19 protein-coding genes and 1 pseudogene are annotated in these 20,145 nt (G+C 69.8%); 8 read left to right on the forward strand and 12 right to left on the reverse strand.

Going from position 1 to position 20,145, the window contains the following annotated elements:
• Nucleotides 1-186: 186 nt before the first annotated feature.
• Complete coding sequence (locus EAO76_RS21165; RefSeq protein WP_148837523.1) at nt 187-642, forward strand: ATP-binding protein; 456 nt, start codon at nt 187-189, stop codon at nt 640-642.
• Between the two features lie 126 nt (nt 643-768).
• Here the strand turns inward: EAO76_RS21165 and EAO76_RS21170 are convergent, their stop codons facing one another.
• Nucleotides 769-1,452 (reverse strand): (2Fe-2S)-binding protein, encoded by a 684-nt coding sequence (locus tag EAO76_RS21170; protein ID WP_148837524.1) that lies wholly within the window; start codon nt 1,450-1,452, stop codon nt 769-771.
• Between the two features lie 218 nt (nt 1,453-1,670).
• Here EAO76_RS21170 and EAO76_RS21175 point away from each other — a divergent pair, with 218 nt between their 5' ends.
• The gene (locus EAO76_RS21175) at nt 1,671-2,873 is read left to right on the forward strand and encodes a DMT family transporter (protein ID WP_187438724.1); all 1,203 of its coding nucleotides are present in this window, start codon (nt 1,671-1,673) and stop codon (nt 2,871-2,873) included.
• Here the strand turns inward: EAO76_RS21175 and EAO76_RS21180 are convergent.
• The 3 genes and pseudogenes from EAO76_RS21180 to EAO76_RS46425 all read right to left on the reverse strand — a co-directional run.
• On the reverse strand, nt 2,843-4,318 hold the full coding sequence (locus EAO76_RS21180) for a transglycosylase family protein (protein ID WP_148837526.1): 1,476 nt from the start codon (nt 4,316-4,318) through the stop codon (nt 2,843-2,845). The genes EAO76_RS21175 and EAO76_RS21180 overlap by 31 nt on opposite strands.
• Nucleotides 4,319-4,549: 231 nt before the next feature.
• Nucleotides 4,550-6,019, reverse strand: coding sequence for an ethanolamine permease (gene eat, locus EAO76_RS21185; RefSeq protein ID WP_148837527.1), 1,470 nt, complete (start codon nt 6,017-6,019; stop codon nt 4,550-4,552).
• A 379-nt stretch (nt 6,020-6,398) separates the two neighbouring features.
• Nucleotides 6,399-6,533, reverse strand: a pseudogene (locus EAO76_RS46425) (encapsulin); the annotation flags it as partial.
• Between the two features lie 14 nt (nt 6,534-6,547).
• Here EAO76_RS46425 and EAO76_RS21195 point away from each other — a divergent pair.
• The gene (locus tag EAO76_RS21195) at nt 6,548-7,345 is read left to right on the forward strand and encodes a family 1 encapsulin nanocompartment shell protein (RefSeq protein WP_148837529.1); all 798 of its coding nucleotides are present in this window, start codon (nt 6,548-6,550) and stop codon (nt 7,343-7,345) included.
• A 364-nt stretch (nt 7,346-7,709) separates the two neighbouring features.
• On the opposite strand, the gene panD is transcribed toward EAO76_RS21195, so the two are convergent.
• On the reverse strand, nt 7,710-8,135 hold the full coding sequence (gene panD, locus EAO76_RS21200; protein ID WP_148837530.1) for an aspartate 1-decarboxylase: 426 nt from the start codon (nt 8,133-8,135) through the stop codon (nt 7,710-7,712).
• A 532-nt stretch (nt 8,136-8,667) separates the two neighbouring features.
• Between panD and EAO76_RS21205 the strand changes: the two genes are divergently transcribed.
• The 5 genes from EAO76_RS21205 (at nt 8,668) to EAO76_RS21225 (ending at nt 13,750) form a co-directional block, all read left to right on the forward strand.
• Entirely contained in the window at nt 8,668-9,186 is a 519-nt protein-coding gene (locus EAO76_RS21205) for a hypothetical protein (RefSeq protein WP_148837531.1), read from the forward strand.
• A gap of 57 nt (nt 9,187-9,243) precedes the next feature.
• Nucleotides 9,244-9,888, forward strand: a complete 645-nt coding sequence (locus EAO76_RS21210; protein WP_148837532.1) for a Crp/Fnr family transcriptional regulator — start codon at nt 9,244-9,246, stop codon at nt 9,886-9,888.
• A gap of 105 nt (nt 9,889-9,993) precedes the next feature.
• On the forward strand, nt 9,994-10,797 hold the full coding sequence (locus EAO76_RS21215) for a hypothetical protein (protein ID WP_262375628.1): 804 nt from the start codon (nt 9,994-9,996) through the stop codon (nt 10,795-10,797).
• A 50-nt stretch (nt 10,798-10,847) separates the two neighbouring features.
• Nucleotides 10,848-13,061, forward strand: a complete 2,214-nt coding sequence (locus EAO76_RS21220; protein ID WP_148837533.1) for a hypothetical protein — start codon at nt 10,848-10,850, stop codon at nt 13,059-13,061.
• On the forward strand, nt 13,058-13,750 hold the full coding sequence (locus tag EAO76_RS21225) for a hypothetical protein (protein ID WP_148837534.1): 693 nt from the start codon (nt 13,058-13,060) through the stop codon (nt 13,748-13,750). The genes EAO76_RS21220 and EAO76_RS21225 overlap by 4 nt, the downstream gene beginning before the upstream one ends.
• A gap of 256 nt (nt 13,751-14,006) precedes the next feature.
• On the opposite strand, the gene EAO76_RS46430 is transcribed toward EAO76_RS21225, so the two are convergent.
• The 7 genes from EAO76_RS46430 to EAO76_RS21255 form a co-directional block, all read right to left on the reverse strand.
• Nucleotides 14,007-14,669, reverse strand: a complete 663-nt coding sequence (locus EAO76_RS46430) for a transposase (RefSeq protein WP_316248361.1) — start codon at nt 14,667-14,669, stop codon at nt 14,007-14,009.
• On the reverse strand, nt 14,560-15,144 hold the full coding sequence (locus EAO76_RS46435) for a hypothetical protein (RefSeq protein ID WP_262375632.1): 585 nt from the start codon (nt 15,142-15,144) through the stop codon (nt 14,560-14,562). Before EAO76_RS46435 ends, EAO76_RS46430 begins: the two co-directional genes overlap by 110 nt.
• Nucleotides 15,099-15,698 carry a transposase gene (locus EAO76_RS46440; RefSeq protein WP_262375629.1) on the reverse strand — a complete coding sequence of 200 codons (600 nt, stop codon included), beginning with the start codon at nt 15,696-15,698 and terminating at the stop codon, nt 15,099-15,101. Before EAO76_RS46440 ends, EAO76_RS46435 begins: the two co-directional genes overlap by 46 nt.
• Nucleotides 15,699-15,800: 102 nt before the next feature.
• Nucleotides 15,801-16,460 carry a nucleotidyl transferase AbiEii/AbiGii toxin family protein gene (locus EAO76_RS21240; RefSeq protein ID WP_148837536.1) on the reverse strand — a complete coding sequence of 220 codons (660 nt, stop codon included), beginning with the start codon at nt 16,458-16,460 and terminating at the stop codon, nt 15,801-15,803.
• Entirely contained in the window at nt 16,457-16,819 is a 363-nt protein-coding gene (locus EAO76_RS21245; RefSeq protein ID WP_148837537.1) for a hypothetical protein, read from the reverse strand. Before EAO76_RS21245 ends, EAO76_RS21240 begins: the two co-directional genes overlap by 4 nt.
• Nucleotides 16,820-17,901: 1,082 nt before the next feature.
• On the reverse strand, nt 17,902-18,777 hold the full coding sequence (locus EAO76_RS21250; protein ID WP_148837538.1) for a bile acid:sodium symporter family protein: 876 nt from the start codon (nt 18,775-18,777) through the stop codon (nt 17,902-17,904).
• Nucleotides 18,778-18,794: 17 nt separating this feature from the next.
• On the reverse strand, nt 18,795-20,129 hold the full coding sequence (locus EAO76_RS21255; protein ID WP_148837539.1) for a Dyp-type peroxidase: 1,335 nt from the start codon (nt 20,127-20,129) through the stop codon (nt 18,795-18,797).
• Nucleotides 20,130-20,145 lie beyond the last annotated feature (16 nt).

The raw sequence follows: 20,145 nt of genomic DNA on the forward strand, positions 1-20,145 counted from the left end.
TCGCGTGACATCGTGCGGCGCCCCGTCGGACCGGCCCGACGGGCGGCGCGCGGGAAGGGGGGTGACCGGCCGGTCCGGCCGTGGCCGAAAACTGGTGGGTTCTCCTCGGAGTGGGACCGTTCCCCGCGGGTAGGCGGACGTCGAGAAGCTGTCACCGGACTTTCCCGCTCGCCCTGGCTGGAGCACATGAACGAACAGGTCACCTCGCGCCCGGCCGGCCCGCCCGCCCCGGACCGGTACCCGGAGGTGCTGCACAGCGCCGAGGTGTTCGCCGGCGAGCCCGGCTGCATCGCGCGGGCACGGGCGCTGGCCGACCGTTTCCTGGTCCGGCTGGCCGCCGAGTGGCTCGCGGTGTTCGGCGAACGCACCCGCGGCGACCTGATGCTGGCGGTGAGCGAGCTGGTCACCAACGCGGACCGCTACAGCCAGGGCCCCTATCTGCTGGAGCTGGAGGGCACCGCGGAGCGCGTCAGTGTCACGGTGTACGACAGCAGCGCCGCCCTGCCGCTGTTCTTCGCCCCCGACCCGGCGCGCCCCGGCGGGCACGGCATGGAGATCGTCGTGGCGCTGTGCGACCGGCTGACCGCCGAGCGCGTGCCGGTGGGCAAGCGCATCCGGGCCGAGTTCCAGCTGAGCAGTTGAGCTGTGGGGCGGGCGGGACGCCGCCCGCCCCACGACCACGGCCGCCCCGGCGCGAGCGGTACGGGCGCCCGCGGTCGTGGGGCGCCCGGACGGGAAGCGCCCTTCCCGCCCGGCACCGGTGGTGCGTCAGTTCCTCTCCAGGACGCAGTCCCCGCACAGTCCGCCGCCCGGAACCCGGTAGTACAGGCAGCAGCTCCGCCTGCGGAACGCCGGGTCGTGCGGGGCCCCGGTGTCCCGCAGGTCCGGGTGGTCGAAGAGCTCGGCGGTCAGCGCGCGGGCCCGCGCGCCGACGTCGGGGCGCCGGTGCGTGCGCGCCCAGGTGACCAGTTGGCGCAGCGAGCCGGCCAGTGCCGATCCCGCGTTGCCCCACAGCAGCCGGTCGGACAGCGGGCCGTCCCGGTGGATCGCCTCGGCGAGGGGCACGAGGTGGCCGTACTGGACCTCCTCCCGGATGCGCCGGGCGGTGCCGGGCAGCGGCACGGTGTCCTCCAGCCACAGGTCGTCGGGGGCTGGCCGTTCCGGGGCCCAGCACAGAAGACCGGGCGTGAGCGCGGGGAAAACGCCGGTCAGCGCGGCGGATCCGAGCGCGACCGACCAGAGGCGCGAGGCCAGTCCCAGGTGCGCGATCGAGGCGGCGACCCGGCGCTCGGACGTGCGCAGCCGGGCGGCGACGGTGTCGATGCGGTCGGTGAGCGGGGCGGACTCCCCCGCGTACAGCTCCGCCAGCGGGCGGGGCGCGCCGTCGGGCGGTGCCCCGGTCCGCAGTGCGAAGAACCCGCCCATCGAGGCCGCCGCGGACCCGTCCACCATCCCTCTGCTCCCTCCCGGCGTCCGCCCGTCCGCCGGCTCGGCGCGCGGGCCCGGACGCCCGCGCCGCGGCGTTCACCGTAATGGTCCGAGGTTCTCCGGAGGGAGAGCTACCCTCGGGAGGAGGACACCGGGACCACACCCGTACTACTTGGGCAGTACGCCGAATCGCAGCCTCAAGGACGACGACGCGGCCGTCCCGAAGGGACATCGTGGTGCACATGAGTTCCCTCGCGCTGTCCGTGCTTCTGTCACTGGTCTCCGCGGTCGCGTACGCGGCCGGGGCGATCGTCCAGGAACGCGTGGCCGCGGACGGGGACGGCGACTCGCTCGCACCGCTGCGCAACCGCGTCTGGTGGGCCGCCGTGACGCTGAACGGGGTGGGCGCGGTGCTGCACGTCGTGGCACTGGCCTACGGCCCGCTCAGCCTCGTCCAGCCGCTCGGGGCGCTCACCATCGTCTTCGCCCTGCCGATGGCGGCGCTCTTCGTGCGCCGCAGGGCGGGGGCCACCGCGTGGCGCGGCGCGATCATGACGACGGTCGGGCTGGCCGGTCTGCTCGCGCTCACCGGGAACGCCGAGTCGCGGGCCCTGAACGCCCCGGACCAGCTGCTGCTCGCCGGTCTGACGCTCGGCACGATCGCGACGCTCCTGCTGGCCTCCAGGGGCGTGCGCCGGCCGGTGGTCCGCAGCGTGGTCCTGGCCGGTGCGGCGGGGGTCGCGTTCGGCATCGCCTCCGTGTTCACCAAGACGGTGGCGGTCGGGCTGACCTCCGGCGCGGTGGGCGCCGGGCTGCCGGCCCTGGTGGCGATCGGCGGTTTCGCCGCCGCCGGCCTCCTGCTCTCCCAGTCCGCGTACCGGGGTGCCGGGCTGACCGCGCCGCTGGCCACGGTGACCGTGGTGAACCCGGTGGTGGCCGCGGTCGTCGGCCTCACGCTCTTCGGGGAGGGGTTCCGGCACGGCACGACCGGGGCCGTGCTCGCCCAGGCCTGCGCGGTGCTCGCCGCGGGAGGCCTGATCCTGCTCACGACGGAACGCCTGGGCGCGGAGCGGCAGGCCGCACGGGCGGCGGACGGCGAGCTCCCGGACGCCGCGGCGAGCAGTGGACTTCCGGACGTCGTGGCGGACGAGCGGGGGGCGCGGGCCGCGGAGGAGGTGCCCGGCAGGGAGACGGCGACGCCCCGGGCCGCGGGCCCCGTCCCGGAGCCGTTCGCGGCCGAGCCCGTCCCGGAGACGGTGCCCGAGCGGCGCCGGCTGCCGTTGTTGATGCCGCTGATGTGTCTGGAGCAGGTGGAGTTCGCGGACGGGCGTCCCCGTTCCGACGCCGCGCTCCGGGGACGCCCGTCCGACGGGCCCGCCGCGCCGGACGACGCGGCCGGGACCCATGGGACCGTTCAGACCCTGGCGCCGCCCGCCCTGAGGTAGGCCAGCGGGTCGATGTCCGAGCCGTAGCCGGGGCCGGTGCGGATCTCGAAGTGCAGGTGCGGTCCGGTGCTGTTCCCGGTGGAGCCGGAGCGCGCGATGCGCTGGCCCGCGGTGACATGCCGTCCCTCGCGCACGTGGAGCGCCGACAGGTGCGCGTACTGGCTGTACTTGCCGTCGCTGTGCCGGATGACGACCTGGTAGCCGTACGCCCCTCCCCAGCCCGCCGAGACGACCGTGCCGGAGGCCACCGCCTTCACCGACGTACCGGTGGGGACGGGGAAGTCGACCCCGGTGTGGTAACCGCTGGACCAGGAACCGGCCTGGTGGTACGGGGTTCCGATGCCGGCCGAGACGGGGGCGACGAGGCCGGTGTGCCGCTCCGGACGCTCCTTGGGCCGGTGGCTCTCGGTCTTCTTCGGGTGCGGCTTGGGCTTCGCGCTCTGCTGCGGCTTCGGCTCCGTGCTCTGGTGCGGCTTCGCGCTCTGCTGCGGCTTCGGCTTCGCCGCCTGCTGTTGCTCGGGGGCCGTCGGCCGGGTCTTCGGCTTCGCCTCCTGGTGCTGCTGCGAGACGACCGGCCGAGTCTTCGTCCCGGTCCCGGTGGTCCGGTCGTGGGACCTGGCCGCTTGGCGCTCGGGGGCCGCCGCGCGGTGCTCGGGCTCCGCCGCGCTCGCCTTCGGCGGCTTCGTCCGGGCCGGGGTCTCCGCCTTCGGCTTCGCCTCGGGGGCCCGGGCCGTGCTCCGCGACCGGGCGGCCGGGTCGATGCTCAGCCGCTGCCCGGGGAAGATGAGGTCGGGGTCGTCCCCCACGACCTCGCGGTTGGCCTCGTAGAGGCGCTGCCAGCCGCCCCGGACGTGCTCGGAGGCCGCGATCGCGGAGAGCGAGTCGCCGCGGGCCACGGTGTACGACTCGCGCTTGCCGGGCACGGTGGTCGGCGAGGCGGCCTCGGCCGCCCGCTTCGCCCGCGCCTTCCGGTCGGCGGCCTGCTCCTGCTTCTGCTTCTCCTGCTTCTCCGACGCCCGTACCTGATCGGTGCGCTGCGACTGCGGGGCGATGTCGGGGGTGTCGCCGCTCCTGGTCAGTCCGGCCTTCGTCGAGCAGCCCGGCCAGGCGCCGGGGCCCTGCCCTTCGAGGACCTTCTCGGCGATGGCTATCTGCTGGTCCTTGGTGGCCAGATCGGCGCGCGGGGCGTAGAGCGTGCCGCCGTAGGCCGCCCAGGTCGAGCGGGTGAACTGCAGTCCGCCGAAGTAGCCGTTGCCGCTGTTGATGTGCCAGTTGCCGGTGGACTCGCAGGCGGCGACCTTCTCCCAGACGTCCGGGGACGTGGCGCCCGCCGGGGCCGCCGCCAGGAGCGGGAGCGCGAGGCCCGCACCGCCCGCGGTGACCGTGAGCGAGGCACGGTTGATCCGACTGGGCTGATATTTGCGGTGCCGTCCGTTCGCGGCCATGACTTGGCTCCCCCACAGGCAATAGGACACGTCGCAAGCGCCCAACTTATGTGCAGTCAAAGGGAGATGACAAGAGAGCACCCGTATTCACCCGTCACATCCACCCCGCCCCCCGCCGCGGCACGGCACGGCGGGGTCGAGCGGAGCACCCGAACGTGCGGAATTGTCCGGAACTGCTGGTGGTCCGTAAGGACCCCCGCAGGGTTCTGAGCACCCGTCGGGTCCGGCCGGTCAGTCCCGCGCCAGTTCGGCCTCGGCCGCCGCCAGGGCGGCGAACTCCTCCTCCGGGGCGTTCGCGACGAGCCGGTGCCGGCTGTACAGGGCGAAGTAGGCCAGTGCCACCCCGTACACCCCGAGGGCGATGAACGCCGCGTTCCGGTCCACCAGGAAGGTCGCCACCAGCGCCGAGCAGGCCAGCACGAAGGCCACCGACGAGGTGAGCGCGCCGCCGGGCGTGCGGTAGGGCCGTTCGAGATTCGGCTCGCGGCGGCGCAGCACGATGTGGGAGAGCGCCATCAGCGCGTAGCTGATGGTGGCGCCGAAGACGGCGACGTTCAGCATCCGGCCGCCGTTGCCGACCCAGGCGGCCAGCACGAAGCCGATCGCGCCGGGGATCAGCAGGCCGAGGTAGGGGGACCTGCGGCGGTTGGTCAGCGAGAGGAAACGCGGCAGGTACCCGGCCCGGGACAGCGCGAACAGCTGGCGGGAGCCGGCGAAGATCAGCGAGAAGAACGAGGCCACCAGACCGGCGAGGCCCGCGTAGTTGACGAACCGGCTCAGGCCGGTGGGGCCGCCGTCGCCCTCCAGCGCGACCACGAGGGGGTTGCCGGCCTCCTGGATGGCCTTCGCGCCCTGCGCCCCGGTGGCGGAGAGGAAGGTGAGCACCGCCAGGCCCACCAGCACGGTCAGCGAGACGGCCAGCGCCTTCGGCATCGACCTGACCGGATCCTTGGCCTCCTCGGCGGCGAGCGGCACGCCCTCGACGCCCAGGAAGAACCACATGCCGAAGGGGAAGGCGGCCCAGATGCCGAGCAGTCCGAAGGGCAGCCAGGACGAGGAGCCGAACGCGCCGGTGTCCACCGGGATGTCGTCGAGGCGGCTCGCGTCGAACTCGGTGAACGCGCCGATGGCGAAGACCAGCAGGGCGGCCACGGCGATGGCGGTCACGACCAGGCTGAACCGCAGCGCCTCGCCGACGCCCCACAGGTGGATGCCGATGAAGACGGCGAAGCACGCGAGGTAGACGGGCCAGCCGGAGGTGAGTCCGAACAGGCCGAGGGATTCGACGTAGTCGCCGATGAACAGCGAGATGGCGGCCGGGGCGAGGATGTACTCGATGAGGATCGCCGTACCGGTCAGGAAGCCGCCCCAGGTCCCCAGGGCGCGCCGCGCGAAGCCGTAACCGCCGCCCGCGGTGGGCAGGATGGCGGAGAGTTCGGCCAGCGCGAAGACCAGGCACGCATACATCAGGCCCATCAGCACGGTGGCCGCGGCCAGTCCCCCGAAACCGCCCTTGGAGAGACCGATGTTCCAGCCGGAGTAGTCGCCGGACACGACGTAGGCGACGCCGAGTCCGGTCAACAGGAGCCAGCCCGCGCTGCCCCGGCGCAGGGTGCGGCGGTGCAGGTACTCGTCCGCGCCGGACGCCCCGCCGCCGGGGTCGCCCGGCGGGCTGGTGGTGGTACCGGTTCCCTGGGTCATGAGGCGCTCCAGTCGTGTGTCGGCGGCGCTGCGCCGGGGCGTGGGGGCGAAGAGCGAGCCTTCTTCAAAGGTTCGGTGGCACACCTTTGTGGAACGCCGGGGGAAACACAAGGGGCGTACGCAAAAGAGTGGTTACGGATGCGCACCGCACCACCGCCGGGCACGCCGGGCGGCCGCGCCCCGGGAGGAGGCGCCGGCCGGCACGGCGCCACGACGACGCCATCCACGACGACAACGGCGCCCGCGCACCGATGTTGCGCGCGGCCGTTGCGCACGGCCCCACCGCCTCCGCGCGAACACCCTTCCCGGGCGACGGCGGAATCATCCCTCCGGCATCCCCCTCCGACCGGCGACGGGCTCCCCGACCCCCTCCTCGCCGATGGCCGTCGCCGATGGCGGCCAGTCCGGGGCCTTCCGGACCGGTCACGTCGACGACGCGGCGGCCCGCCAGATGGCGGCTGAAGGTGCGCCGGGCCTCCCGTCCGACGGTTCGCTGCGCATCGGCAGCCTGCAAGAAAGCGACCGGTGATGAACAACCTGCATCGTGAACTCGCCCCCGTCACGGAAGCCGCCTGGGCGCAGATCGAGGAGGAGGCCCGGCGCACCTTCAGCCGCCATCTGGCGGGCCGCCGCGTCGTCGACGTGACCGGTCCGGAAGGCCCCGGACTGGCCGCCATCGGCGACGGCCATCTGCGCGACATCGACCCGCCCGCGCCGGACGTGATCGCGCGGGCCCGCACCTCGACGCCGGTCATCGAATGGCGGGTGCCCTTCACGGTGACCCGGTCGGCCGTGGACGACGTCGAGCGCGGCTCGGACGACAGCGACTGGCAGCCCGTCAAGGACGCCGCCCGCACCTGCGCGTTCGCCGAGGACACGGCGATCATCGACGGCTACGCCTCGGCCGGAATCACCGGGCTGCGGGACGGTTCCTCGCACACCCCGCTCCCCCTGCCCGCCGACGCCCGCGACTACCCGACCACCGTCAGCCAGGCACTCACCCGGCTGCGGCTGGCCGGGGTCGACGGCCCGTACCGGCTGCTGCTCGGCGCCGACGCCTTCACCGAGGCCACCGAGACCTCCGACCACGGGTATCCGGTGGCCACCCATCTGGCCCGGCTGCTCGACGACCAGATCCTGTGGGCCCCCGCCGTCACGGGCGGGGTGCTGCTGTCCACCCGTGGCGGCGACTTCGAACTGTGCCTCGGCCAGGACCTCTCCATCGGCTACCAGGACCACGACGCGACCGGTATCAGGCTCTACTTCCACCAGTCGTTCACCTTCCGGATGCTGACACCCGAGGCCGTGGTGCCGATCGTCGCCTGAGCGGCCGGGCCCGAACGGGCCCGGCCGACCGGCCTATTGGGGCGACGGCTGGGGTTCGGGCTGCGGTGTGGGCGGGATCGGGTCCGGCGCCGGGCCCGGTGSCACCGGGCCGGGCGGCGGAGGCGGTGGCTCCGGCAGCGGGGACGGCGGTCCGGGCATCGGCCCGGGGGTGGGTGCCGGAGGTACCGGGTCGGGATACGGGTTGGTCATCGGAAGCCTCCGAACGGTTCAGGACGGATCTTGCTTCCACCGTCTCCCGGACCCGCCGCCCGCGCCCGGTGGGGCCGTGCGTACGGGTTCCGAATGCCCCGCCGCACCCCTGCCACGAGGGCCGCGCCCGACCGACCCCGCCGGCCCGGCCGGGTCAGCGCGCGGCGGGAACCGCGTGCGGGCTCCGCTCGGTGGCGGTGCCGGGCACGGGTTCCGACGCGTCGGAGCCGAGTTCGACGATCCGGTTGTCGGCGTCGACATGCACGACCCGCGGGACCAGGCCGCGGGCCCCGGCATCATCGACCTGGGCGTAACTGATCAAAATGACCAGGTCACCCGGGTGGACGAGGTGTGCGGCAGCCCCGTTGACACCGATGACGCCGGAACCGCGTTCGCCCTCGATGACGTACGTCTCCAAGCGGGCGCCGTTGTCGATGTCGACGATGTGCACCAGCTCGCCCGGCAACAGGTCCGCCGCTTCCATCAGCTCGGCGTCGATGGTGACCGAGCCGACATAGTGCAGGTCGGCCTGGGTCACGGTGGCCCGGTGGATCTTGGACTTGAACATGGTGCGCAGCATGTTGGACTCCTGAAAGACGGCTCCCTGCCTGCTTTCTGCAGGTCAGGGGCGCTTTTCACTGTACACCGGCACTCCTCGAACTCGAAGATTCTGAGGAACATCGATCCCACTCGGGCAAGAAGGCTCCTCGGCTGCACTCCCGCGAAGGATGAGGCTGTTGCTCTATCGCCGACCAGGCACCTGTCTCGGTGTGTGCCGGGGGCTCATGCTGACCTAATCTGACGATGCGACAGGCAAGCACCTCGTCGAGCACAGGGCCGTCCTCCGCATCGACCTGGAAGTCGTTCAACACACCTGGCAGCCGGAGGCGCCATCCGGTATGGAAACACTAGGCGGTCGAGTGGACCTGCGACTGGCTGATGCCCCACCGGCGCCTGTGAAGCACACGATCCGGGCAGTCGTGTGATTCAAACAAACCGAGTCCCGGACTGTGACCGATCAATCGCGATCGCTACCACTTGGTGGGCAGCTGCGTTCCGGCCGCTTGCCCAGACTGCTACTCCAAGCCGCAAGGCAACGAAAGGAGAAGGCAGTGGAAGAATCCGAGCCTCAGACCGTCCCGCTGCACGTCTCGACTACGACCGGTGTGCCCACGAGTGGCGAGAACAGGATGTTCGTCGAGGTGCAGCGTGCGGATACGAAAGCGACGGCACTGAGCGGAGTCACCGGTGCACTACTTGCGATCACAGCGGGGACGGCACTGTCCACACCGGTCAACTCGTCGCGCATGCTCAGTGTGGCTGCGGCACTGGTGGGCGCATTGCTCGGGGCAGCCCTGGTATCGGCACTAATCGCCCTGCGCCCCATCTTCCCCAAGGACGACGGGCTCGTTTGGCGTGAGGAGTTCGTCGGCGGAGGCAGCGGAAGCAGGAACTCGTCGGCATCCGTCCCGCGACGTCCGGTGAGCTGCACCGAGTTACCGGAACGCGAGGCCGTTCTGACCACCCTCGCACGCCAAAAGTTCCGGGCGGTCAAGGTAGCCGTCGATCTCACCGTGGCCGCAATCAGTATGGCCGGATTGGTCCTGTTGCTCACCTTCCTCGCGTCCTGAAAATCTCACCCTCTATGGGTTGGTCCCTACGTTTGGGGGGATATACATCAGTCGCACATGACAGTGATCGGCGAGAGTCTGTGGTCGCAATTGCGTGGCCTCGCCCCCATGCGGGTGCGCCCTGCCCGCAGCGTCCTCCTGCGGCAGGGGGATCCCGGCACCCATGTGGTCCTGCTGGCCTCGGGGTCGACCCTCGTGACGCTGACGGGGCCGAACGGGGAACGGGCTTTGCTCGCGATACGCGGCCCTGGTGAGCTGCTCGGCGAACTGGCCGTCCTGGATGCGCAGCCCCGCTCGGCTTCTGTGATTGCCGCGGAATCCTGCCACGTGCACCTCATTCCGGCCCCCGATTTCCTTTCATTTGTCGAGAGCAACGGCCTGCTCAACCCGTTGCTACGCCATGCGATCGCGCAAGTCAGGGAGTCCGAGGCTGTCAGGCTCGAACTCGCCACCGCGTGTGTTCCCGTACGCCTGGCGGGTGCCCTTCGCCGGCTTGTGGATGCGGCTGCGACTAATCAGCCAGCGGTCAGTGTCCGACTGACTCAGGAAGATCTCTCCCAGATGATCGGTGCATCCCGCAACGCCGTCGGTGCGGCGATCAAGCCGTGGCGGGAAAAGGGCTGGCTGGAGACGGATCCGAGCGGTGGACTCCTGATCCACGACATCACATCGATCGTGGCCCACGCCCGCAGCACGATGTGACCGGCTGCACCCGGGTAGTGCCCAGTAGTGGGCACCAGGGCGCCTCCAGACCGATCAGCATGGGGCACTCAATTCCTCCGTCGTAACCGAAAGGTCCGTGGCAGCATGCCCCTTGCTTCACCTTCGTTCGTCAACGTGCCTCCGGAGCAGGCGCTCTTCGCCGTGGATATGCAGGGCTACAGCCAGATTCCGGAAGCGAAGATGGCGCCTGTCCGTTCGGACCTGGACGGCGTCCTCACCAATGTGCTGGCCCACGTTGGGCTGCGGAATCCACGAGACCGGCCCGGTGCATACAAGGACACCGGTGATGGGGCCATCTTCGTTATGCCGGCCAAGGACATCGCACGGCTGGTCGACCCACTGCTGGAACACGTGCACACAGCGCTCGTCCAGTACGACCGTGAACGGCCCGCCAGCGCACCGGCGATCCGATTGCGTGCCTCTGTGCACGTCGGTCCGCTCTCCCTGCCCGACCACCGTGGCGATGCCATCAACGAGGTGTGCCGACTGCTCGACAGCCAGGTCGTGCGCGCGGGCCTCACCATGGCCCGGGAACATCGGGGTGGCTTTCTGGCCGCCGTCGTCTCAGAGGCTGCGTTCCGGCGGACCGTCCGTGCGGGACGCACACCGGACCTCGACAAGGAACGCTTCCTCCGCGCCACGGCGCGGGTGCACGGCAAGGCATTCGAGGAGCCGTGCTGGCTATTCGTACCTCAGATGACACCGCAAGCCCTCGCCCCGCTCATCAGCCCGGAGCCGCTCGGAGGTGGGGGTGGAACAACTGCGCCGACATCGTCGGCCAGCCCGAATAACCCGGCTGGCGCCGTCTTCCAGTTCAACGGCGAAATGACCGACACCACCGTGATCAACAAGGTCGGAACGATGCGCATCGACCGGCGCCGGATCTGACCCTGCCCGTGCCGTCGCACCGAGCCGCATCGAAAGGAACCAGAGAGCGCATGTCCGATGACCGTCCTCTTCTTCCGCCCCGCCATCCCGACGAGCCCGATTCTCCGTCAACGGGAGCAGATGGCATGGCTCCATGGCCGCCGGACCCAAGCAGTAACGCTACTCAAGGCACGGAGGCCGCTGGTGGAGGCCAGGCCCACCCGGCAGCGCTCGTCGTGCCCCCCGTCCCGGACACCGGGCCGGCGCCGATCACGGTGAACCGTCCGGAGTTTTTCGTCAACCACGCCGACAAGATCATCAATGAGACCCGCAAGCAGGGAGTCCTCGAAGGCCCCACTCTTCCTCGTCACCGGATCAAGCAGGAGCCGATCGTCCGCGAAGGCCAATGGGCCGGGACGTGGCAGCAGGCTCTGGATCCGGCGGGGTTACACCCGCGAAAGCACGTCCTGATCATTGTGGCCCCGCGGTCGTACGGATCGACCACCCTGGCCCTTCACCTCCTCGCCCGGCACACGGCCGAGGACACCGACATCGTGAAACTGGACGCGGACTGGAAGACACCCAAAGTGGGCTGGCTTCCCGCCGAGGAGCGCCATGCCTACCAGGTCGACCTCAAGGACCCCAACCACGACCGGGTCTCAGCCGACTTCCTCACCATGCTCGAACAGCATGCCGGGCTGCTCGAAAAGCTGGGCTCCTACCTCGTCCTGAACGTGGCCAAGGACCTCTGGACTGATCCCTACGTCCCGGTACAGTCAGGCATTCACGTCGTCCATCTCAACGAGCCGCCGTCGGCCCAGAGTGTCGTGGAGGCCCGGCTGCGGGCTCGCAAGGCTCCCGGTCTGATTGCCTACCTTCACTCCGCCGACAAGACCAAGGCTTCGCTAAGCCGTCTCGACGCCGTGGAAGCGGTCCGTGTGGCGGACTCAGTCGTGCTCGCGTGGCGGGAACACGAACGGCTGACCAATTCCTCGCTCCCCATGGACGTCCCGTCGTCGTGGTCCGCGCTCGATGCCGGGCTTGCCGAACGGATCGCGTCCGCCCTGTCTGACTGGCGGGACAAACTCGACATCCTGTTCGGAGAGACAGTCTCCGTGTATGGAGGCAAGGACACGTCACTGCCGCTGGAGGACCGCTGCCTCCTGCTGGCCCTCGCTGTGCACCAATCCGCTCCAATGCCCGTAGTGGCCAAGGCCACCCGGGACCTGCAGCAAATCATCAGCGCCGACGTCGGCGAGAGCGGCTTCGCCTCGACGACAAGTGCAGCATTCGCCAGCCGCGGGTTGCGCCGCCGTGTCGTCGATGCCGGAGCCGGAGTTGGCACCCACGACGAAGTCGTCTTCGACCAACCCGGCTACGGCAGGGCCGTCCTGACCTACGTCTGGGACAACTACGAGGTCATGCGCGAGCCCTTGCTGAAGTGGATCACGTCCGGGGAAGACAGCGAGGCGAACGAACATGTCGTGGACGCCATCGCCGCTCTGACCCTGCGGCACGGGAACGTCGACCACCTCGTACAACTCGGCACCCAGACCTACTCGGTGAAGGAGGCACTCCTCAGCGCCCTCTTGGTCCAGGCAGTGCAGGACGAGCATATCGGCCGCCAAGCGTGGGGCATTCTGTACGGCTGGGCATCAGGCAAGGAACGTGCGACTACGGTGGTGACCGCCTGCCGACAGGTCCTGAACTCCCCGGATGTCACGTCTTCTCAGGCCAGGATGGCTATGGTCCGGCTGCGGCGAGCCGCCAACAGCGGGCACGAATCAGCCTGGTCTGATGCTCTCAAAGCCTTCGTCGAGCAGGCGCAACACCCCGCCGGGGTGGCCCGGCTCATCACCGAGGTCCGCGCATGGCAGCAGTCGGGTCGGTCTCGAGGTGCTGGCACTGCGGCCTTCCTGGCTCTGATGTCCGCGCCGGGCACCACCATCCCGTGGCTGCTGTCCAATGAAGTCCCGTCCGAAGTGGACGTGAAGCGGGCACTGCAGGACCTGTTGGGAGACATCGCCACCGCGCCGGACGCCATCAACCGCCTCACCACATGGATCAGGCAGTCGGCAACCGACCCCAGCAACTACGCCCGCGTCCGCGACGGGTTGCTCCCTGTCCTGCGCGGCCAGAAGATCTTCAAAGCTTCCGTGAGCCTGATGCAGGCACTGGAGCACGTCTCAGTCGACGGGGAGACGAACGCGGCCAACGACTTCTGGGACCGCCTCGTAGACCCGCGCGTCCGCACGGTGATTCAGCTCAACAGGGACCCGGCATGAGGTGGTTCTGGCAGCGCCGGGCCCGCACGATCCACTGCACCCAGCCACGGATGCTCCGCTGCGCGACCCCCGGTATCCACTTCCAGGCCACGTTCACGATCGAGTGGCGCCCCGCGTTACGGGCCCGGCCCAATCTCGAAGACCTCGTACTCAGCCGGACCCTAGCGTGGGCCGGCGAAGTTGCGCAGCTCTTCCCAGCCATCGAGGTGCGCACCGCGCAGGACACCATCAACGCCGAGCTCGGCGCCCCAGAACACACCCGCGCCACCGGGTACCGGTGCCTGGCTGCCCGTGTGGAACTGGCGCTCTCGGAGAGCGCACTGGAGGACCTTGCTCAACAGCAGGCTGACGAGGCACGGGTACGGCGGCTGCGGTTCCTGCGCACGAACCTGTACGAGCAGCCCGACCTTTTCGTGCTGGACCGAATCGAGCAGCAGTGCGATTGGCCGGGCGCTGAGCAGGTTGCCGAATGGCAGCGGCTGGCACGGTGGATGGTCGCGGCTGACGAATGGTGGCAGCCCATGCTCGACCAGTGGGAAAAGGTCGGCCAGGGCTTCAACGACATCGAACTGCAGAACCGGGCCATGCTCGCGCTCTGCGATGCGCTCCAGAAGCTGAAGGGCGATGACGCGTCGGACGACGCCTCCGTCCCTTCTCCTGGTGCAGCGGAAGGACAGCGCAAGGAATGAGCCTGGCTCTGTGGCGGATCGTCCTGGCTCCCCTCTCTTCCTGGCGTGCGCTTCGCCTGCGACGCGAAGCGGGCAGCCACCTGTCATTCGATGCAGCCTGGCGGCAGGCACGGATGCTGGCTGCGCCAGACGAGATGGTCTACCGGCTGCACGGCCACCAGTTCCCCATCGAGGACGAGGGAGGCCCTGCGCAACCGGACGGAAAGACGTACCGCCTTCCGTAAGCTTGACTCTGTCGGGGATCTTGATATCGGGGTCAGCTTCCAAGGGTTCGCCAGGACTTCGACCGGGGGATCCCGTGCTGGTCCAGGAAGGCCTGGAAGGCGGTCGGCGGCGTCGGTGAAGAGGTTTCCTCGGTAACTGACCGGCCGCTGAGTCGCTCGATGTTCACGGCGATGGCCGTGAGTACGTGTTGCAGGTGGGCTTTCGGCTGTCCTCGGTAGCGGCAGTGGCGCATGCCGTGTCCGTGGGCGAACTCGTTGATGGTGCCCTCCGCTCCTGAGCGGACCGCGTAGCGGGCCTTCCAGTCGAATGTCTGCTGCTCTGTGCGGACGCGGACTTGCAGGTCGCGGAGTTCTCGTGGGGGAAAGCCCACGTTCTGGGCGCCCTCGCGGGAACTGGCGCACCGGGGACGGTCCGGACACGGCTGGCACTGGCTCTTGGTGAACCGCGCCACGATCAACGGGGCGGCGGTGGGTGAGGAGGTCGGGTAGGGGCCGTGCCAGCCCTGGCTGACCTGACTCTGCGGGCAGGTGACTTGCCGGCGGTCGAAGTCGATGTGGAAGTCGTCCCGGTCGAAGCCTTCGTTCCTACGGTGCTGGCGGGTGGGGTTGCCCGGCAGTGGCCCGCTGACGGTGATCTGGTGTTCCCGCTGGGCTCGTTCCAGGGGGACCAGGGAGGTGTAGCCGCCGTCGACCAGGTGCTCGGCGGGCAGCAGCCCGCGCCAGGCGGGTGGGGATGCCAGGCAGGGCCTGGGCGTCGTTCGTGGCGGCCGAGGTGGTGGCCATGTCCGTGATCACGTTGACGCTGTCGGAGGCACACATCTCGGTGACATGCGCGGCGACCCCCTTCCGACGGATGATGTGCCCGTGACGGACATAGCACGCCGTGGTGTCGTAGGGCGAGACGATCGCCGAGGAGGAGGGCGGCAGCCCGCCGTTATCAGCAGTGCGCCAGCACAGGCGGCCTGCCGTGTCGCGGTAGTAGTTCTGCACAATGATCTGTTGCAGTGCCTCGGCCTGCGGGCCGGGCCGATAGCCCGATCCGTGCCGGTGGAGGTGCTCCAGCAGCCGGCATGCGTCGTCGCCGACGGCAAGGATCCTGGTCTTGGGCCGGGTGGGGTTCTTGCCTAAGCGGATCGGACGGCCGTAGCGGCGCCCCCAGTCCTCGTCCACCAGGCCGACCAGCAGATGTCCGGCTGTGCGGGCGACTTCCTCCAGCGCGGCGCGGACCGCCTCGGTGACCAGTTCCAGCCGGTCAGGTCGCGCACCGCGGCCAGGACATGGGTGGAATCGGTGCGCTGCGTGATGCGCTCGCGCACGAGTCCGGCCTCCTTCAGGCGCGCGAGCGCCAGATCGAGGAGACGGTCGGCACGGTCGTCCTGGGCGAGGCGCTCACGGAAATCAGACAGCACGCTGTGGTGGAAGCCGGGATCATCCAGCTCCATGGCCAGGGCGTACTTGAAGTCGATGCGGCAGCGGACCGCTTCCGCCGCCTGCCGGTCCGACAGGCCGAGCAGGAACTGCAGCACGCAGACGGTGGCCAGCTGGGCAGGCGAGGAACCCGGAAGCCCGTCGCGCGGATACCAGCCGGCGAAATCCCCGTCCTGCCACAACCCGTCCAGCCGGTCACGCAGCCACATCACCGTGGTGCCGTCCGGGTTGCTCGCCCGTGCGATCTGCGCGGCCGGAGAAGGAACTTGCTCACCGGAACGGAAACGGAGCGACAACGGACACCTCAACAGCTACACAGGCCTGCGGAACAGCCCCGAGCATGCCCGTTGATCATGATGCCGCACCGGGAAACTCCAAGATCCCCGACAGAGTCAAGCTCAGGCGTTCTCGTCATGGATCCGCGCACCCAGATCCTCCGCCCACTCCAGCGCCCACGCCTTGAGTTCTTCGATCTGCCGGGAGGTGAGCCCGTACGCGGTGTAGTCCTCATCCTCGTACCAGTCCGCGCCGATCAGCCGGTCCCGGAGGTCTTCGAGGCTGAACTCGTCATGGGCTCGACGGCGACCCAGGGACTCGAGGTCGGCGGTGGAGCGGTGGCGGGAGGCAGCCTGGACGTCGATGAGGTCGCGGACGGTGCCGCGGTCGGCGAGGGCACGGACCTTGGTGCCGATCACGTCGTCGAGGGAAAGAACGGGACCGTAGGGGGTCTGGGCTGGTGGAGCCCAGAACGCCTCCTTGAGAACGTCGACCTCGCACTCCTCGCCAGTGTCCGGATCGGTGACGAGGAACCGGCCGCTGAGCGAATCGGTCTGGACGTGCGTGGTCCGCCATCCGCGCGCGCTGAGACCTGCTGTGAGTGAGGCGACGATCTCCTGCATCGGAGCGGGGTTCTCGGTGGCGACGTCAAGGTCGCGGCTGAAGCGTTCGACCAGGCCGTGGGCCTGCACGGCATATCCGCCGGTGAGAACCAGAGGGTAGGGGGAGCCGAGGTCGAGGATGTCGGCGAGGAGACGCTCGTGGAGCGGAGTGAGCTTCACGCGGCGGCCGTGTCGGCCGGAGCGGTGCCGAGCAGCTCGGGGAAGGCGTCCTCCCAGACCTCGCGGATGCAGGGACTGATCAAGCGCCGCAGCACGGGCCACTGCTCGGTGAGCAGCCGGTGGTGCAGGAGGGCCACCAGGTCCTCGCTCAGTCCTTCGGCGAGGACGGTCCGGTAGAGCGTCATGCGGGACTTCGGACGGTCCAGGCTGTAGCTCGTCCGCCCGGACCAGACGATATGGAGCGGCAGGTCCACGTTGCCCTCGACGGGGCCGGCCAGCTCCTGCAAGCGCTCGGGCAGTCGGCTGCGGTAGCGGTCCCGCAGCACCTCGGCGCGGGGGGCGGTGATCGTCGTGTCCATGCATCCAGTATCGCTGCTGGGAGGCGGCGGCATGGTGGATACGGGGCTCCCCTGTCGTACGTACGGGTCGGGCAGCCGCTCGCCACTCCCTCGGACATCCCACCCAGGGCGCGCTCAGCGCATCATCGTCTACCCGCGCAGGCCCCAGGTGGCGCGGCAACCGGCCGCCCTGCCGACCCAGGACCAGCCCCGCCCGCGGGCACGGGTGATCATGACACAGCAGGTCACGCGGAGGCCGCCGCAGTGGGACCGGCTACGGCTTCGGTGTCTCTGTCGGAAGTGACGACGGCGGCGAAGCCGAGGCCCATGACGCCGGCACAGTGGACGAGAAGGAAACCGGGGCGGGCGAGGTCAGGACCCATGCCGCGGTCGACCTGTCGAGTACGCAGCGAACGTTCCAAGCGGGAGCCAGAGACCTGTCGAGGTCACCCGTCACGGCGGCCACCAGGTCAGCAAGCTGGGACGCTCCTGCGCCCGATGCTGACCGTTTGCTGACCCGAGCAGGGCCATCACGCCGCTGACCTGCAAGAACACCCAAGCGCTAGATCTTGGACTTGAACATGGTGCGCAGCATGTTGGACTCCTGGAAGACGGCTCCCTGCCTGCGTTTTTGCAGGTCAAGGGCGGTTTTCTACCCTACAACGAGTCGCAGGTTCGGGCAGCTTTCCTCAGATTTTCCAGGACTCATGCTGACCACTTGCCGACTTTCCTGATGAATCGCCAGGCGACCGGCAGGAAGGCTCAGCACTCACCCAGAGCCCGCCACGACGACGGCACAAGCCTACGCAGCACCCTCCGAAGGGCGTCCGTGATCACCGTCACTCCGGCGATCCAGGTGGCAGTCGGGAGCGAAGGCGGCCGACGAGGAGCAGGCTACGCGTCACCGCATGTCAGCCGGCCCAGCTCCGTCGGCCCGCTCGAAAGGCAGAGACGCCCATAACCCATCGGGCAATCTGAGCGCCGAAACGGCGCGGCAACGCAGCAGCGGATCGCCGGTTGGCCGAACCGGCGATTCTCATGACTACGGCTGCAGCTCGCCCGGTGGCTCCTGGCTGTAGCACAGGGCAGGTGTCCAGGACGTTTTAAGGGGCGGCGTCTGGGGCCTTCCTGTGCCTGCTGAGCAGAGTGGCGATCGGGAGGGCTGCCGCGAGGCCGCTGAGGAGGATTGCGGCGAGTGCGCCCAGGACGGCTGGCTGGTCGGCGAAGGCGAGGCCGATGGCGGCCAGGGCGGGGCCGGCGTTGCGGACCGAGGCGACACCGCCCATGGTGGTGCGGCGCGTCGTCGGACCGACGGCCAGCAGGGTTCCCACGGCGAAGGCGAAGACGGCGAGCAGGAAGCCCGCGAGCAGGGCGAGTGAGCCGAAGAGGTCGGCGACGTCGTGCCAGCTGCCGAGCAGCATGCCCGCCAGCACGATCAGGAAGGTGACGTTGGAGACGGCGGCTGTCGTGGGGTGCCATGCCCGTGCGGTGGGTTCGGCGTAGTGGCGCAGGAGCAGGCCGATGGCGAACGGGACGAGCTGCAGCAGTGCCACCGTTCGCACCAGCGCGCCGACGTCGAGGGAGACCGTGGTGCCGATGTCGGCGGCGGTGAGGATGGCGTTGGCCGTGGGGGCGAAGGTGAGGCTGCCGAGGGAGGCGAGCAGTACCTGCATCGCCGCGCCCGCGACGATGTCGCCCTGCTGCACGGTCGCCAGTTTCGCCCCGAAGGGGCCGCCCGGGGACGAGGCGATCAGGACGAGGGCGATGAAGGCGGTCGAAGGGAGACTGAACAGTGCGCCGATGCCCCAGCCGAGCAGCGGGATGACCACCATGTTGGCGATCAGCGCCAGCGACAGCAGGGGGACGTCGGTGAAGACGCCGCGCAGTGCTGGGACGGTGGCACGCAGGCCGGCGGCGAACATGGTTGCCGCGATGAAGATGACGGTGACCGCGTTGAGGACGAGATGCAGGGTGTCCATGACGCTTGTCCACCCTGTCAGTCGTGGAGGTCCCCGAGCCAGCGCAACGCGCTGAGGCTCGGCAGGAAGCAGTACTCGCCTCCACGGGTGACGACGAACCGGGGCAGTGGGGCGAGGCGGCGCCGCACGGGCCGCCGGGGGATGGTGTAGCCCGTCTCCCCGTCCGCGGCGCCGACGACGGGGTCCTTCGTGATGCCGGCCCCGAAGAAGACGCCGTCGTTCATCCACTGCGACTGGACGAACTCGAACTGTCGGCCCAGGTGGGCGCCGATGAACGCGAACATCAGGCCCCGGTCCGCTCCGTCGTCCTCCAGCACGCCTTCGGGCAGTGGCGGGCCGTAGACGGCGCCGCGCCGGATCATGCGGTGCAGCCGTACCTCCCCGGCCACTGAGGCGTCGCGCGGGTTGGCCCGGCGGATGTGGCAGCTGCCGGGAGTGGTGAATCCTGTCGGATCGTCCTGCTCGTACAGGAAGGTGTTACGCCGGTGGGGGTCGGCGCCGAGGGCGGGATCGTCGTGCTCCGGGGCGAGCGCCAAAGGGGCCCCGCTGCGCCAGCGCCCCATGATCTTCGCGGCGATCAGTTCCTCGTCCCGCTCGCCGGTGGAGTTGTCCCTCAGATACCGTCTGAACGCGGCGACGTCCTGGTGGAGCTTGCGGAAGGCCGCATAACTGCCGTTGCGGCCGAGCACGGCCGGCTGCGGCGTCTGGAGGCCGCCGATCTCATCCGGGTAGCCGAGGACGAACTCCCCGCTCTTCAGGGGCGCTTCCAGCCTGTTGGACCCCGGGATGCCGCTGCCTTCGACGGCCGGGTGACTGACGCCGTCGAGGTAGCCGAAGTGTTCCTTCTCGGTGGGCAGCGCGTAGCAGTCCTGCCGCCAGATCGCCGTCACGCCGGGCAGGCGGTCGTAGGCGGGGCGGGCTCGGTCGATGGCCTCTTCCAGGCGCGGAAGGTCGGGTGCGACCGCTGTGATCACCACATGGACGTCGCGGGTGCCGAGCGGTGCTTCCCAGTGCAGCGGGCTGCTGGCTCCCTCGTCGAGCAGTGCTCGGGCACGTGCCGCCATGCCCTGCCGGAACTCCCAGGCGAACGACTCCAGCGAGGAGCGCGGTACCCCGAGAGCCTCAAGGCCCCAGTAGGTGACGGCGACACTGACCCAGGTGTCCCCCCGGGGGCTGGAGGTGTCGGCGGCTGAGGTCGCCGCCGCGCTCGCCCGTCGCATCAGCTCCCGGCCCTGGGAGCGGTCGTCGATGCGGAAGACCAGGTACGTGGCCGCGTACGGAGTGGGGCGTGGGCTGAGGATCCCGCGCTGGATGTCGTCGAGTTCGAGTGTGACGTGGGTGGATGCGCTCACGTCGGCCTCCCTGCGA

Source organism: Streptomyces sp. sk2.1 (assembly GCF_008120935.1).
Taxonomy (GTDB): domain Bacteria; phylum Actinomycetota; class Actinomycetes; order Streptomycetales; family Streptomycetaceae; genus Streptomyces.

What these genes read in the sequence shown, in the direction of transcription:
- EAO76_RS21250 (WP_148837538.1), bottom strand. Translation starts at nt 18,777, where the DNA reads ATGGACACCCTGCATCTCGTCCTCAACGCGGTCACCGTCATCTTCATC.
- EAO76_RS21220 (WP_148837533.1), top strand. Translation starts at nt 10,848, where the DNA reads ATGTCCGATGACCGTCCTCTTCTTCCGCCCCGCCATCCCGACGAGCCC.
- EAO76_RS21175 (WP_187438724.1), top strand. Translation starts at nt 1,671, where the DNA reads ATGAGTTCCCTCGCGCTGTCCGTGCTTCTGTCACTGGTCTCCGCGGTC.
- EAO76_RS21210 (WP_148837532.1), top strand. Translation starts at nt 9,244, where the DNA reads ATGACAGTGATCGGCGAGAGTCTGTGGTCGCAATTGCGTGGCCTCGCC.
- EAO76_RS21225 (WP_148837534.1), top strand. Translation starts at nt 13,058, where the DNA reads ATGAGGTGGTTCTGGCAGCGCCGGGCCCGCACGATCCACTGCACCCAG.
- EAO76_RS21245 (WP_148837537.1), bottom strand. Translation starts at nt 16,819, where the DNA reads ATGGACACGACGATCACCGCCCCCCGCGCCGAGGTGCTGCGGGACCGC.
- EAO76_RS21195 (WP_148837529.1), top strand. Translation starts at nt 6,548, where the DNA reads ATGAACAACCTGCATCGTGAACTCGCCCCCGTCACGGAAGCCGCCTGG.
- eat (WP_148837527.1), bottom strand. Translation starts at nt 6,019, where the DNA reads ATGACCCAGGGAACCGGTACCACCACCAGCCCGCCGGGCGACCCCGGC.
- panD (WP_148837530.1), bottom strand. Translation starts at nt 8,135, where the DNA reads ATGCTGCGCACCATGTTCAAGTCCAAGATCCACCGGGCCACCGTGACC.
- EAO76_RS21215 (WP_262375628.1), top strand. Translation starts at nt 9,994, where the DNA reads ATGCCCCTTGCTTCACCTTCGTTCGTCAACGTGCCTCCGGAGCAGGCG.
- EAO76_RS21165 (WP_148837523.1), top strand. Translation starts at nt 187, where the DNA reads ATGAACGAACAGGTCACCTCGCGCCCGGCCGGCCCGCCCGCCCCGGAC.
- EAO76_RS21170 (WP_148837524.1), bottom strand. Translation starts at nt 1,452, where the DNA reads ATGGTGGACGGGTCCGCGGCGGCCTCGATGGGCGGGTTCTTCGCACTG.
- EAO76_RS21180 (WP_148837526.1), bottom strand. Translation starts at nt 4,318, where the DNA reads ATGGCCGCGAACGGACGGCACCGCAAATATCAGCCCAGTCGGATCAAC.